The sequence below is a fragment of the Bacillus yunxiaonensis genome (assembly GCF_037104695.1).
Classification (GTDB): Bacteria; Bacillota; Bacilli; order Bacillales; family Bacillaceae_G; genus Bacillus_A; species Bacillus_A yunxiaonensis.
In genome coordinates, this window is sequence record NZ_JBAWSV010000007.1 from 1 (window position 1) to 16245 (window position 16245).

At 38.0% G+C, this 16245-nt stretch carries 15 protein-coding genes; 6 read left to right on the forward strand and 9 right to left on the reverse strand.

Annotation, left to right across the window (positions count from 1 at the left end; translation table 11 throughout):
• Positions 1–2 precede the first annotated feature (2 nt).
• Positions 3–1124, forward strand: a complete 1122-nt coding sequence (locus WAX78_RS18605; RefSeq protein ID WP_461781927.1) for a BclA C-terminal domain-containing protein — start codon at positions 3–5, stop codon at positions 1122–1124.
• 202 nt (positions 1125–1326) lie between these two features.
• Here WAX78_RS18605 and fabI read toward each other — a convergent pair whose 3' ends face one another.
• The 3 genes from fabI to WAX78_RS18620 form a co-directional block, all read right to left on the reverse strand.
• Positions 1327–2103 carry an enoyl-ACP reductase FabI gene (gene fabI / locus WAX78_RS18610; RefSeq protein ID WP_336483491.1) on the reverse strand — a complete coding sequence of 259 codons (777 nt, stop codon included), beginning with the start codon at positions 2101–2103 and terminating at the stop codon, positions 1327–1329.
• 163 nt (positions 2104–2266) lie between these two features.
• Entirely contained in the window at positions 2267–3049 is a 783-nt protein-coding gene (locus WAX78_RS18615) for an FkbM family methyltransferase (protein ID WP_336483492.1), read from the reverse strand.
• A 47-nt stretch (positions 3050–3096) separates the two neighbouring features.
• The gene (locus tag WAX78_RS18620) at positions 3097–4767 is read right to left on the reverse strand and encodes a glycosyltransferase family 4 protein (RefSeq protein WP_336483493.1); all 1671 of its coding nucleotides are present in this window, start codon (positions 4765–4767) and stop codon (positions 3097–3099) included.
• A gap of 272 nt (positions 4768–5039) precedes the next feature.
• Between WAX78_RS18620 and WAX78_RS18625 the strand changes: the two genes are divergently transcribed.
• Together WAX78_RS18625 and prpE are read left to right on the forward strand one after the other, a co-directional pair.
• Positions 5040–6200 carry an FtsW/RodA/SpoVE family cell cycle protein gene (locus WAX78_RS18625; protein ID WP_336483730.1) on the forward strand — a complete coding sequence of 387 codons (1161 nt, stop codon included), beginning with the start codon at positions 5040–5042 and terminating at the stop codon, positions 6198–6200.
• 77 nt (positions 6201–6277) lie between these two features.
• Entirely contained in the window at positions 6278–7018 is a 741-nt protein-coding gene (gene prpE / locus WAX78_RS18630; protein ID WP_336483494.1) for a bis(5'-nucleosyl)-tetraphosphatase PrpE, read from the forward strand.
• 15 nt (positions 7019–7033) lie between these two features.
• Here the strand turns inward: prpE and WAX78_RS18635 are convergent, their stop codons facing one another.
• From WAX78_RS18635 to WAX78_RS18650, 4 genes are all read right to left on the reverse strand, one after another.
• Positions 7034–7924, reverse strand: coding sequence for an RluA family pseudouridine synthase (locus tag WAX78_RS18635; protein ID WP_336483732.1), 891 nt, complete (start codon positions 7922–7924; stop codon positions 7034–7036).
• 221 nt (positions 7925–8145) lie between these two features.
• Positions 8146–8943, reverse strand: a complete 798-nt coding sequence (locus tag WAX78_RS18640; protein ID WP_336483495.1) for an NAD kinase — start codon at positions 8941–8943, stop codon at positions 8146–8148.
• A gap of 21 nt (positions 8944–8964) precedes the next feature.
• Positions 8965–9600, reverse strand: a complete 636-nt coding sequence (locus tag WAX78_RS18645; RefSeq protein ID WP_336483496.1) for a GTP pyrophosphokinase — start codon at positions 9598–9600, stop codon at positions 8965–8967.
• A gap of 152 nt (positions 9601–9752) precedes the next feature.
• A complete protein-coding gene (locus WAX78_RS18650; RefSeq protein ID WP_336483497.1) occupies positions 9753–10124 on the reverse strand; it encodes a UPF0738 family protein in 372 nt (123 codons plus the stop codon).
• Between the two features lie 143 nt (positions 10125–10267).
• Here WAX78_RS18650 and WAX78_RS18655 point away from each other — a divergent pair, with 143 nt between their 5' ends.
• The 3 genes from WAX78_RS18655 to WAX78_RS18665 all read left to right on the forward strand — a co-directional run bounded on the left by WAX78_RS18655 (position 10268) and on the right by WAX78_RS18665 (position 12455).
• Positions 10268–10846, forward strand: coding sequence for a CYTH domain-containing protein (locus tag WAX78_RS18655; RefSeq protein WP_336483498.1), 579 nt, complete (start codon positions 10268–10270; stop codon positions 10844–10846).
• A gap of 320 nt (positions 10847–11166) precedes the next feature.
• A complete protein-coding gene (locus tag WAX78_RS18660; RefSeq protein WP_253628950.1) occupies positions 11167–11562 on the forward strand; it encodes a globin domain-containing protein in 396 nt (131 codons plus the stop codon).
• The gene (locus WAX78_RS18665) at positions 11562–12455 is read left to right on the forward strand and encodes a ClpXP adapter SpxH family protein (protein WP_336483499.1); all 894 of its coding nucleotides are present in this window, start codon (positions 11562–11564) and stop codon (positions 12453–12455) included. Before WAX78_RS18660 ends, WAX78_RS18665 begins: the two co-directional genes overlap by 1 nt.
• A gap of 440 nt (positions 12456–12895) precedes the next feature.
• On the opposite strand, the gene pepF is transcribed toward WAX78_RS18665, so the two are convergent.
• Positions 12896–14722 (reverse strand): oligoendopeptidase F, encoded by a 1827-nt coding sequence (pepF, locus tag WAX78_RS18670; RefSeq protein ID WP_336483500.1) that lies wholly within the window; start codon positions 14720–14722, stop codon positions 12896–12898.
• Positions 14723–14768: 46 nt separating this feature from the next.
• Positions 14769–16010, reverse strand: coding sequence for a competence protein CoiA (locus WAX78_RS18675; RefSeq protein ID WP_336483501.1), 1242 nt, complete (start codon positions 16008–16010; stop codon positions 14769–14771).
• Between the last annotated feature and the right edge of the window lie 235 nt (positions 16011–16245).

Below are 16245 nucleotides of genomic sequence, written 5' to 3' on the forward strand. Positions count from 1 at the left end.
GTATCCAAGGCATAACGGGGGCTACCGGCGACACTGGTGCTACTGGGCCTCAAGGTATCCAAGGCATAACGGGGGCTACCGGTGACACTGGCGCTACCGGACCTCAAGGTATCCAAGGCATAACGGGGGCTACCGGCGACACTGGTGCTACTGGGCCTCAAGGTATCCAAGGCATAACGGGGGCTACCGGTGACACTGGCGCTACCGGACCTCAAGGTATCCAAGGCATAACGGGAGCTACCGGCGACACTGGCGCTACTGGGCCTCAAGGACTTCAAGGCGTAACTGGTGACACTGGCGCTACCGGACCTCAAGGTATCCAAGGCGTAACTGGTGACGCTGGCGCTACTGGACCTCAGGGGATTCAAGGCATCACGGGGGCTACTGGGCCTCAAGGTATCCAAGGCGTAACTGGTGACACTGGACCTCAAGGTATCCAAGGCATAACGGGGGCTACCGGCGACACTGGCGCTACTGGGCCTCAAGGTATCCAAGGCATAACGGGGGCTACCGGCGACACTGGCGCTACCGGACCTCAAGGTATCCAAGGCGTAACTGGCGCTACTGGACCTCAGGGGATTCAAGGGGTTACTGGGGTTACTGGGGCTACTGGATCTCAAGGACTTCAAGGCGTAACTGGTGACACTGGACCTCAAGGACTTCAAGGCGTGACTGGGGCTACTGGACCTACAGGTGCCACTGGCGCTACCGGTGCTACGGGTACAAATATAACAGCAACACATGCATTTGCTAGTGCTTCTGGTACCACGATTGGTTTAGGCGGCGGTCTTATAACACTACCATTAAACCAAAATTTAAACAATGTAACAGTTAATGGTGCAAACGATACGTTTACGATTACTCAAACTGGGGTATATTATATCGGATACTCTATTAATACGACAGCCGCAATCGCAGCAACTTCGAGCATACTTCTAAACGGTGGACCTGGTATTATATCTGGATCTAACATTACTACTGCTCTTAACTTAGCTTCATTTAATGCCTATGTAACTACATCACTAAATGCTGGAGATACTTTAAGTCTTAACCTAGCCGTCGCATTAGGAGCTACATTAATTGCAGGAGCTGGAGCTTCTCTCACAATTATCCGAATACAATAATACAATCGTCATAACAATATATTTACTCCTTGTTGTCAGAAATAGTGAGTTATGTTAGCCTCAAGAGTGGCTGCATTCACGCTTTTGAGACAGTTTTTATCAAACAAAGAACAACAGAATTTGTTCTCAAAAAAGCCGTTTCCATCCGATAAAACAATCGGATAGAAACGGCTTTTTCATTCTAAACTATGAAATTTTTATATTATCCTAAAATATGATATCCAGAATCCACATGCATATTTTCACCAGTTACACCGCTTGCTAGGTCACTGAATAAGAATAACGCTGCATTTCCTACTTCTTCTTGCGTTACGTTACGGCGAAGCGGTGCGCGTTCTTCGATTTGTTTTAAGATGCTGTTGAAGTCGCCAACACCTTTCGCTGATAATGTACGAATCGGTCCTGCAGATACTGAGTTAACACGAATGTTATGTTTGCCTAAATCGTTTGCTAAGTATTTTACGCTTGCGTCTAATGATGCTTTTGCAACACCCATTACGTTATAGTTCGATACAACACGCTCTCCGCCTAAATATGTTAGCGTTACGATGCTTCCGCCTTCTGTCATTACTTCTTTCGCTGCTCTTGCTACAGCTGTTAAAGAGAATGAGCTAATATTTTGAGCTAATAAGAAGCCATTACGAGATGTATCAACGAACTCACCTTTTAAATCATCACGTTCTGCGAATGCAATGCAATGAGCCAGTCCATGAATAACTCCAACCTCTTCCTTAATCGTTTGGAAGCAGTTTGCGATATCTTCATCATTTGTTACATCACATGGCAATACTAGTGATTTTTGTCCTTCTAATGATTCCGCTAAGTCGCGAACATTTTTTTCTAAACGCTCTCCAGCATATGTGAAAATTAAGTTTGCTCCTGCATTATGTAATGAACGTGCGATTCCCCAAGCAATGCTTCGTTGGTTTGCAACACCCATTACAACAATATTTTTTCCTTTTACATTGAGAAGATCCATGTATTTATCCTCCTATTTTAAATAACAGTAGTTATTAGTACCTGATACTATTTTTATAATATCATAAATTCACGAGAAGGCAAAATAAAAAATCATTACCTAACATCAATGATTTTTATTTCCATATAAAAGCATCATACTCCTTCTTTGTAGAACATAATAATTAAAACTGTATAAGCCCGTACGGATAAAACTCGTAATATGTAATGGTTTCAAGCGCTACTTGAACTGGTCTTCCTTCTTGATCTAATATGTGAAATAAACCACCGTGTTTCTCCTGGATTTCTTGTAATAGTAAAAAAAATGGATCTTTATCTTCCCCAAGCATAACGACATTCCATTCAAATACAATTCGTTTTATTTTTTTTTGTTTAATGAGTTCCATCATCCCTAAAAAGGCGTGATACTCTCCGCCTTCAATATCTATTTTTAATAAATCAATTTGCGGAATATCACGTAATTGTTGATCAAGCGTAACGGCCTCTACATCAATCAATGTATAATTCTCTACACGATTTTCATTTTCAGGCCTAAAATGTGTAGAAGAATCACCATGAAATTTATCCGAAGAACGAAAACTTAACGTTTTTTCTTCGGAATACACCGCTTTGTTATGCAGCTTCGTTTGTGTCGTAATCCAATTCATCGCAATGTTATCTTGCAGCATTTTATAAACAGTAGGATTTGCCTCATATCCAATAACTGTTCCATGTGTTCCAACTAAGTAACCAGCTAATACCGTAAAATAGCCAACATTTGTTCCAATATCTACAATTGTATTCCCTGGTTTCACTTGTTGAATAAAAAATTTTGTGAGTAAAGGCTCAATTGCTCCTGTCGTAACTAAAGAAGGCATTAAACTAAGATCTTTAGATGAAATCATTAAAAAGCCGTAATAACTCATTTTAATTAACATCTTGTCATCCCCAATATATGTACCAAACATACCGTTTCCTATCCCCTTCCACTCATATTTTCATATTCAAAACATTATCAATAGGAGTAAGATGCCACTTTTCGTATATATTCTTCCAGCACTTCTATTTTTGCTGCATAAGCAAATTGGCCCGCTGTTTCCAAGCCTTTATCAGCTAAGCGCATTCTCAGTGCTTTATTTGTGAGTACATCTATTATGCCGCTTCCTAATCCTTCTATATCTCTTGGTTCATATAACAACGCATTATAAAGATGCTTTGCATACGTCTCTACTCCACCGCATTTCGTACAAACAACAGGCGTGCCTGAAGCCATCGCTTCAAGCGGCGGCAATCCAAATCCTTCATAGTGGGAAGGAAATAACAATACATCGGCTTCTCGAAATTGTTTCGCAAGCTCGGTTCGATCTGGATTCATCACATATTCAATCGAAAATAACGAGGGCTTCAAATCCATATAATACGGCATCACCCATTTCACTTGAAAAGATACTCCTTTACGCTGCACATGTTCAAGCGCTTGTATTGCGACCTCTGCTCCTTTAAATTTCAAATACGGGTTACCAACAACTAAAATGGTATTTCCTTTTTTCTCTTTTTTAGTTGGATAAAATGCAGTCAAATCAATTCCGTTGGTAATCACAGGAGCTTTTCTACCGAATTTTTCCTGTAAAACGCGCGCAACAAAATCAGATACAGCAAATAAAAATATATTACTTCGATAACTTGCATGCATATGATTGCGAATCGCCGTCACATCGGACGTAGGAAAAGGCATATCACCAAATAAACATTCATGACCTTGTTCCCAATATAAAGTTGGTATCATTGAATACCGCAGCTCTGCAATTTGCTGCCACCAACCAGCGACAACTACGTCTGATCCCTTTAAGTACGGAATGTAAGATTCATTCCCTGCAATATGAATCTCTTTGTCTATTTCAATCTGCATATGCTCATGAAATATAGAACTACTCGAATTGTCAGAACGAAGAATCCCTTGCACAGTATGTCCTCTTTTTTTCAGCCAACTCATCTGATCGACTAACATCTTTAATCCGCCTGTAAGATTTTTATGAGGCAGTACGTACGTAATACATAGCTTCTTTTCTTGATTGTGTAGTACTTCGATATCCTTTGTTATGTACCGATCTAAATCTATTGCTTTATTCTCTCTTGTTTTTTGGGGATATATTTTAATAATTTGCGATCCATTTCCTCCTATAGGTAACTCTTTACAAGAGAAATCAAAGTCTTGAAAATCCATAATTGTCCATTTACTTTTATGTATTTCAAGAGAATTTCCTTTATATGCAAGTTGATACGACGAATAAATAGGTGTTGATACAACTAACGCTTTATTTGTATGATGAAGTAACTGTTTTAATAAACGTATGCCTTCCCCTTTCGTAAAATGCTGTATGACATCAGCAAGTAAAATAACATCATATTTTGTCAAATCATCTATTTTTTGAAAAACATTGTCATAATACATATTATTATATATATGTTCATGAACTGGATTTCTATAATCTTCAAATACTTCAATACCATCAATTACGACTTGCCATTCATGTTTATGATATCTCTCATACGGCACATCTAATGCTTCTCTTAGAAGCAACCCATACTTTCCAAATCCTACTCCAACATCTAAAATCGACATAGGTTCTTCCACTATAACATGCTGTAATATATCTGGAATTGCTTGATAAAAAGAACTTGGCACTGTAATTCCCTCCCTTTTGAGTGAATCCGCTATGTCTATGCTATGCCATTCTATTCATAACAGAATACCTATATGCCGCAAATTCCTTAATCCTTTATACACAAGTTGTCTTTTAAGGTTTACATATTCTATTCCCCATACCATTTTTTTAACTCTCATCTGACGTTTCCAGCTTAAATCTAAACAACATATTTGCAAACAACCAAAAATCCGCTAAGATAGTAATAGTGTCTTTTTTAATAACAATGAGTAATAGAAAGGAATACAGTACGGTGAAAGATAAAAATTCTCAATATCAAATAGATTACGTCTTAATACTGATTGTACTTGCAATCGCTACAGTAAGTTGCTTAGCCATCGCAATGGCACAGCCGTCCTTGCCACCAAATTTACAAAAGGTTAACTTCGTTGCACAGCAAGTGAAATGGTATGTAATTGGTGCGATTGCAGTTGCCGTCATTATGGTGGTCGACTTTGATCGATATAAACAAATTTCCTGGTATTTATACGGGATTGCAATGGTTCTTCTTCTTGGGCTTGAGCTTCATTTTCCAGGTGCGGTAACAATTAAAGGGGCAACAGCTTGGTACAATTTACCGGGTCTCGGGAACTTCCAACCTTCAGAAATCATGAAACTCTTTTTAATTCTTGTAATTGGACGTATTATCGTAAACCATAATGAAAAATATGTAATTCGAACGCCGCGAGAAGATTTAATCTTACTCGGAAAAATATTTGCAGCGAGTTTACCACCATTACTGTTAATTGCAAAAGAACCTGATTTAGGAAATTCCATGGTAATTTCAGCAATGCTTGCAGCAATGATTCTAGTATCTGGCATTCGCTGGCGTTTTATTTTCAGTTTAGCTGGTATTGTCACTGCCGTTGGTGCGCTACTTGTGTATATATACTTTGCACACACAGCATTTTTTAAAGCACATATTTTAAAAGAGTATCAACTAGATCGTTTCTATGGCTGGTTAGCACCTTATGAATACCAAACACAAGGTTATCAGTTAACTCAGGCTCTTTTAGCGACTGGATCAGGCGAGTTATACGGAAAAGGTTGGGACGGTGGACAAGTATACTTCCCTGAACCTCATACCGATTTTATTTTTACAAATATCGCTGAGAAATTCGGATTTTTAGGAGGCAGTGTCGTCATTTCACTCTACTTCCTACTGATTTACCGTATGATTCATATTGCGTTAGAAAGTAATGATCCATACGGCAGTTATATATGTGCAGGAACCATAGGAATGTTTACATTCCAGGTGTTCCAAAATATTGGGATGACAATCGGGCTACTTCCTATTACTGGGATTACATTACCGCTTTTAAGTTACGGTGGTAGTTCCTTGCTCACCTATATGATTGCGATTGGCTTCATTCTGAATATCCAGTCACGAACGAAGAAATTTATGTTTGATTAAACCATATCCTGGTGGATATGGTTTTTTTCTTGCCTTTGTAGCGGTATACTAATCAAAAAAAGAGTAGGTGATCCAATATGAAGTATGATGTTATCGGAGATATTCATGGCTGTTTAGAGGAGTTTCAAACATTAACAAAACAACTTGGCTATAAATGGGATAGCGGGTTACCTGTTCATCCACAAAAACGGCAACTTGCTTTCGTAGGGGATATTACAGACCGCGGTCCTCATTCTCTTCGTATGATTGAAATTGTGTGGGACCTTGTCTTACATAAAAAAGAAGCATATTATGCCCCTGGTAATCATTGTAACAAATTATATCGTTACTTCCTTGGGCGCAAAGTGCAAGTAGCGCACGGCTTAGAAACAACCGTCGCTGAATACGAAGCATTACCTGTACGTGAGCAAAAAATCGTGCAGAAAAAATTTATTGATCTTTACGAACAGTCACCTCTCTATCACGTACTGGATGATGGAAAACTCGTTGTTTGTCACGCTGGTATTCGCCAAGATTATATCGGAAGAAGTGATAAAAAAGTACAAACTTTCGTCTTATATGGGGATATTACAGGTGAAAGACACCCTGACGGTTCTCCTGTCCGCCGTGACTGGGCGAAACATTATACTGGAGATGCTTGGATTGTATATGGACATACACCCGTACAAGAACCTAGATTCGTCAATCATACTGTAAATATCGATACTGGATCAGTATTTGGCGGGAAATTAACAGGACTTCGTTATCCAGAAATGGAAACAATTTCCGTTCCTTCTTCGATGCCGTTTGTCCCGGAGAAATTTCGTTCTATTGATTAAAAAAAGCTGATGGAATCATGATTCCATCAGCTTTTTCATATCTTCCGGCAACTCCGCATGAAATGTAAGCTGCTTTTCTAATATAGGATGATAAAACGTTAAATTTGTACTATGCAATGCTTGCCTCTTTATTTCATCCGTTTTCCCGCCATACAAATCATCACCAAGTAATGAATGGCCGAGATGTGCCATATGTACTCTAATTTGATGCGTCCGCCCTGTTTCTAATTGAAGTGACACATACGTCTTATCTTTCCATCTCTTTTGCACATGGAAGTGAGTAACTGCTCGCTGCCCATCTTCACGGACCATGCGCTCAATAATACTATCATCTTTTCGTGCAATGGGAGCATCAATTGTTCCACTGTCCTCTACTATCGTTCCATGGACAATCGCTTCATATGTTCTTTGCACTTGTTTTTGCTGATGCTGCTTTGATAGCAAATGGTGAATAAAACGATTTTTTGCAATTAACATTAAACCAGATGTATCTCGGTCGAGCCTTGTTACAATATGTACTGTACTTGAAAGATTTTGCTGATCATAGTAGTGCAAAAGAGCATTAGCTACACTCCCACTTGGATGCTCTCTTGATGGGATTGTTGACATGTACGGCTGCTTATTAATAACAAGAACAGAATCATCTTCATACACAACTGAAAGAGGAATGTTCTCGCTTAGCATTCCTTCACTTCTTTGCTCAGGCGGGAAGCATACCGCTAACTTCTCTCCCTCTTGCAAAGCATGACGTACATTTACAGAATGTCCATTCACTTCAATCGCTCCGCCATGAAACTTTATATCTGTTAACGCTGCTTTAGAAATACCTTTCGCTTTTAAAAATTCTCTAATAAGCATTCCTTCATCTGTTTTTGTTATACACCAAGTTAAAGTAAACCTTCTCAACTGCATAACTCTATTCCTCTCTGCCAAGTGTTCTTTAAGCGGTGCACCCCTCTGGCTCAACTAACCTTTCACGAAAAAAATGTTCATAAAAAGAAGTTTCGCTTTATCCCGCTCTAACGGGCGGTATCTTCATGTATTTCACGATGCAAAACCGCCCGTATGAGCCCGATTGGTTCAACTAACCTTTCATGAAAAAAACGTTCATGAAAGGAAGTTTCACTTTACTGGTCCGCTACAAAGGAATCACGCACTCGTTTCCAAAATGGAAATGGACGAAATCTCACAAAACGAACCCTTTGATTTGCCACCCGATATTGAATCGATTTAACATCTTGATGAACCATCGTCAAATGATCGATTGTAATTTGCAAGTTCATTCCAGTAGTTGGTTTTAAGACACACGTATGATGCTTCGGTAATACGAGCGGAGATCCAACTGTACGGAAAACTCGATTGTTAATAGACGCCATTTCCGTAATTTGAATGGCTTCTAAAGATGGATGAATAATGGCCCCGCCTAGTGCTTTATTATACGCCGTACTCCCAGAAGGCGTTGAAATACAAAGACCATCTCCGCGAAATGTCTCAAAGTATTCACCGCGAATTTCTACATCCATAACAAGCGTTCCCTCGTTGCTTTTTACCGTTGCTTCATTTAGCGCTAAATATTGTGATTCTTTATTCCCATTCATGTAACGAATAATGACCTCTAATAATGGATATTCAACAACCTGAAAAGGCGTTTTCGCAATCGCAATGACAAGCTTCTCAACTTCTGTTGGTAACCAATCTGCATAAAATCCTAAATGCCCAGTATGTACACCGACAAATGCTGTTTTGTCTAACCGATTCTGATAGCGATGAAACGCATGCAGCAATGTTCCATCTCCTCCAACGGAAATTACAATATCTGGCTCTTCTTCATCCATTGTAAATTCAAAATTGCATAGGTACTCTGTCATCGTACTTGTAAGCGCATTTGATGATTGATCTCCCTTTGACATAATTGCAAATTTCATCGCCCAACACCCTTTAGCTTATTATTCTGTTTCTTTCGCCTCTTGCTTGCGCGAAAAAATCTTTTGTGCTTCTTTAATTTCAAGACGAATCGAAGACATTTCTTCGTCTAATAGATAAGCTGCTTCAGCTGCGCGCTGCAAACGCACTTTAATATCCTCTGGAAAGCGCCCACGATATTTATAATTTAAAGAATGCTCGATTGTTGCCCAAAAATTCATTGCTAACGTTCGAATTTGAATTTCAACTAACACTTTTTTCTCCCCACGAATCGTTTGCACAGGATAACTAACGACAACGTGATAGGAACGATATCCACTTTCTTTCTTTTGCGTCACATAATCGCGTTCTTCCACAATTTCAAAATCGTTACGCTTTCGTAAATACTCTACAACCGGCTTAATATCATCAACAAATTGGCACATCATACGAAGCCCAGCAATATCTTGCATTTCTTCTTGCAAACGGTCGAGTGGAATATTGCGTTTTTCTGCTTTATCAATAATACTTGCGAAGGATTTGACTCTACCTGTTACAAACTCAATGGGCGAATGTTCAGCCAACATTTCAAACTGAGAACGCATTCCTTTTAATTTCACCTTCAACTCTCCTACAGCTTGATGATAGGGAGCTAAAAATTCTTCCCAATTTCGATCCAATGTAACCACCACCAAAACAAATCAGTTTCTTTCTATCTCGCTCTAACGGACGTAAGACCTCCACAAATCGAAGAAGATAGACGGAAGATACCTGCCCGTATGAGCCCGATTAGTGAGAGCTTTCCATCACGCCTACTGATGGAAGTTTCACTTTACAGAAACACTTTTTCTACTGTATTTACGAGTTCCTCACCGTAATTCGCATTTCCTTCAATATTTCCGATTAAATATTCCAATTCTTCTTTCATTTGTTCTAACTCGATTTCAACGTCATGAATACGAACAAACATTGTTTCATCGTTCTTCATTGCATTTTTTAATTCTTCCCAGCACGTATGCGGGATACTCACGTAAATGAATGATGTTTCATTCTCTAAAATATATAAAAATGATAAATTGTCTGAATCTACAAGTACGTGACTACGTGCCTTTAAACCCTCTACACGTAGATCCGTATTTTCCGCACAAAAAATAAGAGCATCTTCTCTTTTTTCTACGCTCTTAACTTGAATTTTATTTTGCATACTTTAACTCCTCCATATCCTACTTCCTGTCATAATCAACACTTTTATTGTAACATAACATACAACGAAACAAATAAAACATTGAATGAAATTTAGGAAAAAGCGATAATGAGTAACAGATATTTCATAAAAGGAGAGCGCATATGCAACAAGAAATTGAAATTGAATTTAAAAACATGGTCACAAAAGAAGAATTCCATTCTTTATGTCATGCATTTTCTATTACAACATTCGCAAAACAAGTAAATCATTATTTCGAAACGCCTACATTTTCATTAAAAAATGCTGGCTCTGCACTTCGTATTCGTTGTAAAAATAATACTTATACACTAACACTAAAACAACCGGCAGAGATTGGATTGTTAGAGACGCATCAAACTTTAACAGAAGAAGAAGCTAACATAATGATGGAAACAAATAAGCTAATCAAGGGAGCTGTTTCTAAGCAATTAGAAACCCTACAAATTCCTGTTTCTTCATTACAATACATGGGAAGCTTAACAACAAAGCGGGCAGAAACAACCTTTGAAGGCGGTATACTCGTGTTTGATCATAGTTTTTATTACGAACATGATGATTATGAACTTGAATATGAAGTAAGCGATGAACAGACTGGACAAGCAGCATTTGCTTCTTTATTAAAAGAACATAATATTCCTATCAGACACACAAAAAACAAAGTACAACGCTTTTTTCTTGCCAAAGGCCAAAAAGAACAATAAACTAGCAAAGGGTTGATTAGGAGCTATTTATTTGCTCTTCGTGACAATCCGTTGCTACAATAAAGTTAAACTTCCCTTCATGAACGTTTTTTTCATGAAAGGTTAGTTGAACTAATCGGGCTCTTACAGAGAGTTTTGCATCGTGAAACACCTAAAAATACTGCCCATTAGAGCTTTCTATCAGTGGACGTTTTTTCCCACTGATAGAAAGCTCTCACCAACCGGGCTCTTACAGAGAGTTTTGCATCGTGAAATACATGAAGATACTGCCCACAAGTAGCGGGATAGATATACATTTGATGGAAAAAGGAGTTACAAGGATGAACAAGCAACCAACGACACCATTTGAAGCAATTGGCGGTGAACAAGGCATTGCAAAATTAGTCGATACATTTTATTCCTATGTCAGTAAACACCCTGACTTATCTCCCATCTTCCCAGACGATTTAACGGAAACTGCTAGGAAGCAAAAACAATTTTTAACACAATATTTAGGAGGACCAAATCTTTATACAGAAGAGCATGGTCACCCAATGTTACGCGCTCGTCATCTGCCGTTCGAAATTACACCAAAGCGAGCAAAAGCTTGGCTCTCGTGTATGGAACAAGCGATGGATGATACGAATGTACACGGACCGATTCGTGATTTTGTATTTGAACGTTTGACGTTAACGGCGCAGCATATGGTCAATACTCCCGAAACAGGTGAAGCTTAATGGAAAAACAGGAAGCAAAATATAGTGCATCAATCTCGCCTTCCAAATGTGAGCCTAAGTCTGTCGAAGCATATTTATTTATTGATCCACTTTGCAAAGATTGTTGGGATATCGAGCCATTAGTGATCAAACTATGGCTTGAATATGGAAAATATTTTTCACTCCGTCACATTGTTACCGGTAAGGTAGAAGGGGCCACCTCCCCATCACACAAATGGAATAAACCTGCTAATATTCGATTTGTGTGGGAGAAAACAACGAGTTTACACGGATTTTCTTGCGACGGAAAAGTATACATGCACGGGGCTTCATCAACTCCGTATATAACTTCGCTGGCCATTAAAGCGGCAGAATTACAAGGTCGAAAAGCAGGTTCGAAATTTTTACGAAAACTTCAAGAATACATTTTGCTTGAAGATATATCAAAGCCAGATATAGATACGCTGCTTATATGTGCGAAACAAAGCGGAATTGATATGAAAGAATTTAAACAGGATTTACACTCTATTAGTGCTGCAAAAGCATTTCAATGTGATTTGAAATTTACAAATGAAATGCACATTACAGAGATCCCTTCTCTCGTTTTCTTCCATGCTAATTCAAATGAAGAAGGAATTAAAATTGCTGGTATTTATTCTTACGATGTATATGTACAAGTATTAAAAGAAATTGTGAAAGAAGAAATTGAACCACAACCACTTCCCTCTCTAGAGGTATTACTAGAGCATGTACAGTTTATGTCAACAAATGAAATTGCTTTTATTTATAACTACTCTCAAAATGAAATAGAACGAGAAATGAAAAAATTGCTATTGAAAAGAAAAGTACGCATGGTTGAGACAAAACGAGAGCGCTATTGGAAATGGATTACAAAAGAAAACGACCTGGTGTAAAACACCAGGTCGTTTTCTTTACGGCTTATAAAAATATTAAAGGGGATGGGAGAAATTTCACGTTCAAACAAAGGGGTATATGTTTGTATGTGAATTCGTTCACGTTTATTATATTACAAGATTCGACGTCAGATGACAACCCTTTTTGTCGAATTTCACATTTCTGTCACATTCTAAACGTTTTCATTTTTGAATACAATATATATAGAGTATTTAATAGGAGGGTTTCCATTGAAAAAGTCCTATCTTTTATTATTTATTTGTATTGTTTTCCTCTTCTTTTGTTTATACGTTCTATCATTGTTACAAGTATTTCCACTCATTTTGTCACTTCCCCTTTTATTTGGAGCAATCGTATTGGCTGTATCATACTTCAATACCCAAAAGCGATTTAAAGGATTTTAAACAAAAACGAGAGTCATACGACTCTCGTTTTTGTTCTACTTCTCTTCAAATAGAAGTGCTTCTAATTCATTTAATTTCTCTTCAAACACTTGCATTGCTTCTTTTACAGGCTCTGATGATGTCATATCAACACCAGCTTTTTTCAATACTTCAATCGGATAATCAGAGCTTCCTGCTTTCAAGAACTCATTAATGTAACGTTCTACAGCTGGCTTACCTTCTTCTAAAATTTGTTTTGATAAAGCAGTCGCTGCACTAAAGCCCGTTGCATATTGATATACATAATAATTGTAATAGAAATGCGGAATACGGGACCACTCTAAACCAATTTCTTTATCGATGACTAAACTATCACCGAAATACTTTTTATTTAACTCATAGTAAATTTCCGTTAACATATCTGGCGTTACTGCATGACCTTCTTGCACCTTTTGATGAATAACGTGCTCAAACTCAGCAAACATTGTTTGACGGAATACTGTACCACGGAAACCTTCTAAATAATGGTTTAATAAGTATAGACGCTTCTTCTTATCATCTGTCGTTTTTAATAAATAATCATTTAGAAGTGCTTCATTACATGTAGACGCTACCTCCGCAACGAAAATTGAATAATCACCGTACACATAAGGCTGCGTTTTTCTTGTATAGTAACTATGCACAGAATGACCAAACTCATGCGCAAGCGTAAATAAATTATTTACATTATCATGCCAGTTCATTAATACATATGGATTTGTTCCATATGCACCAGATGAATAAGCACCGCTTCGCTTCCCTTTATTTTCATATACATCTACCCAGCGATTTTCGTAAGCTTCTTTTAAAATATCAACATACTCTTCTCCAAGTACATCTAATGATTGTAATAATATATCTTGCGCTTCTTTATATGTTACGTTCATTTTCACTTCTGGTACGAGCGGTGTATATAAATCGTACATGTGCAATTCTTCTAATCCAAGTGCTCGTTTACGAATATCAATGTAACGATGTAATAAATGTAAGTTTTCATTTACTGTTTCCACAAGCTGATCATAAACAGACTCAGGAATATTATTATTGCTCAGTGCTGCTTGGCGAGCAGAATCATATTTACGAATGCTTCCATAAAAATTATTTCGTTTAATTGCACCACTTAATGTGCTGGCAAATGTATTCTTATATTTTCCATACGTTTCATATACAGCATGAAAGGCATCATGACGAACGCGAGGATCATCACTTTCTAAAAATTGAATGTAGCGTCCATGAGTTACTTCTACCTCTTCCCCATTTTCATCTTGAATAGATGGAAACTTTAGGTCGGCGTTATTTAATGTACCAAATGTATTACTAGACGCACTCATAACTTCAGAAGCCTGAGCTAATAACGCTTCTTCCGCTTCTGATAATACGTGAGGACGCTGACGTGAAATTTCCTCTAATGCATGTTCGTACACTTTTAATTCCTTATTTTCTTGTAAAAAAGACTGCAATGTCTCTTCAGAAATCGTTAATATTTCTGGAACAATATACGCCATGCTACTTGATGCTTGTGAATATAAACTTTTCGCACGGTCATTTAACGCTTGATAAGATGAATTTGTTGTATCTTGGTCATAGCGCATATGTGCGTATGTATACAATTTACCAAGGCGCATAGATACTTCATCTTCATATTGCATCGCTTCTAACAGCGCGTTTGCTGATTCTCCAAGCTTTCCCTTAAATTCCGTAAGTCTTGGCAGTAACTCTTTAATCGCTTGAAATTCCGTTTCCCACTCTGCATCCGTTTGGAAAATGTCTTCTAAGCGCCACGTATTTTCTACTTCAATTTCACTACGCGCTGGCAGTGCTCTTACTATTTTTTGCTCAGTCATGTGTAAGCCCTCCTTATTCATATCTCCTAGTACAATTCGATTCTTCTTATGTAATTCCTTCTGGGTACTTCTTTATTATATCCGTTTTCTCTTCACTCATGTTATACTTTGCTTCCACAAGCCTAAGAGCCTCTGCTAAAAATAAGCGATCAAACTTCTGTACCTCTTGTTCTGTTTTTGGCACAAAAAAACAACGTACTTTTCGATATTTGTAAACATCAACTTGCTCAATCTCTCCAATCTGACATAAAAATTGCATATATTCTCTCACTGCCTGTTGCCAAAATGTTTGCGGAAAATACGGTAGTAACCGTCTATGAATCGCTCTGTTCCTCTCTACATACTGAAAAATGGTGTGCAATGAAAAATATTCTCCTATCGTAAATTTGCTTAGTAGCTCAATTAAAATGTAAGCTTGCCATATGAAAGAATGAGTACGAAATGCTAGGAGTGATGGTAAAGGAACACCAATTTCAGCAGGAAAACAAGATGGGGGTATATGATGATGATAAAGAAGCTCTAAAAAGGAGCGCTCACTTCGCTTCCATATATAAATACCATTTGCTCGGAGACGCTGCTTTTTATTCAACCATTCTTTTTCTAGACGTTGGGTCGATATAGATGATGTTGTAAGAAGAGATGTTAATGTAGTCGTATGAAGCGGAAAATAAATTACATGTGAAAAGACAATAGACGAAGAAAAAGGTAGAAGAAGATTACATTTGAAAAATGCCTTTACATCTGGACAAAAATAGAGGATATAGGGGATTGAATAATATTGCGCGCAGCAAGAATGAAAAGAAGAAAGTGACAGCCAATATGTTGCATGGCGTTTTAACTGATTCCCTCCCAAGATCCATAATATTTGAATCCCTTCTTTCCAATACCCTTCCGTTCGTTTTAACAACTGCTCTGCCGATAAAGTTGCACATTGATATTCAATAGCGATTTGTCGATTATCAATTACAACAAACAAATCAGGTCGCTGCTGAATTGCGGGCAGATAATGCTCCATTTTTATCGAACAAACTTGTGACTGAAGCCATCTATATAACTGCTCTTTTCCCCGCAAATGGTATGCCGATTCATTTTCAAACTCAATTTTGCAACTATGTGATTTCTTATGAGCGAAATGCCATTTTTTTTGCTTTCCTAGTTTTAGCTGCACTTCTAAGTGACAAATGGGACAGAAAAAGCGTTCATTCTTCCGTAGCATAATAAGCTGTTTTTCCTTCCATCCATGAAGAAGATGAATTTCTTCTCCATTCTCTCTTTTTGCAACAAACATAGAATCACTCCTTTCTTCCGTATGGACTATTCTACAACCACACACGAATTCCTGCTCAGATACAGTGAAACTTCCTTCAGTGGACGCCTTTCCCACTGAAGGTTAGTTGAACCAATCGGGCTCTTACGGGCAGTTTACCTTCATGCAATACCTAAATTTACTGCCCGTTAGAGCGGGATACAGTGAAACTTCCTTGAAGGAAAGCTCTCACCACTTGGGCTTTACGGGCAAAATA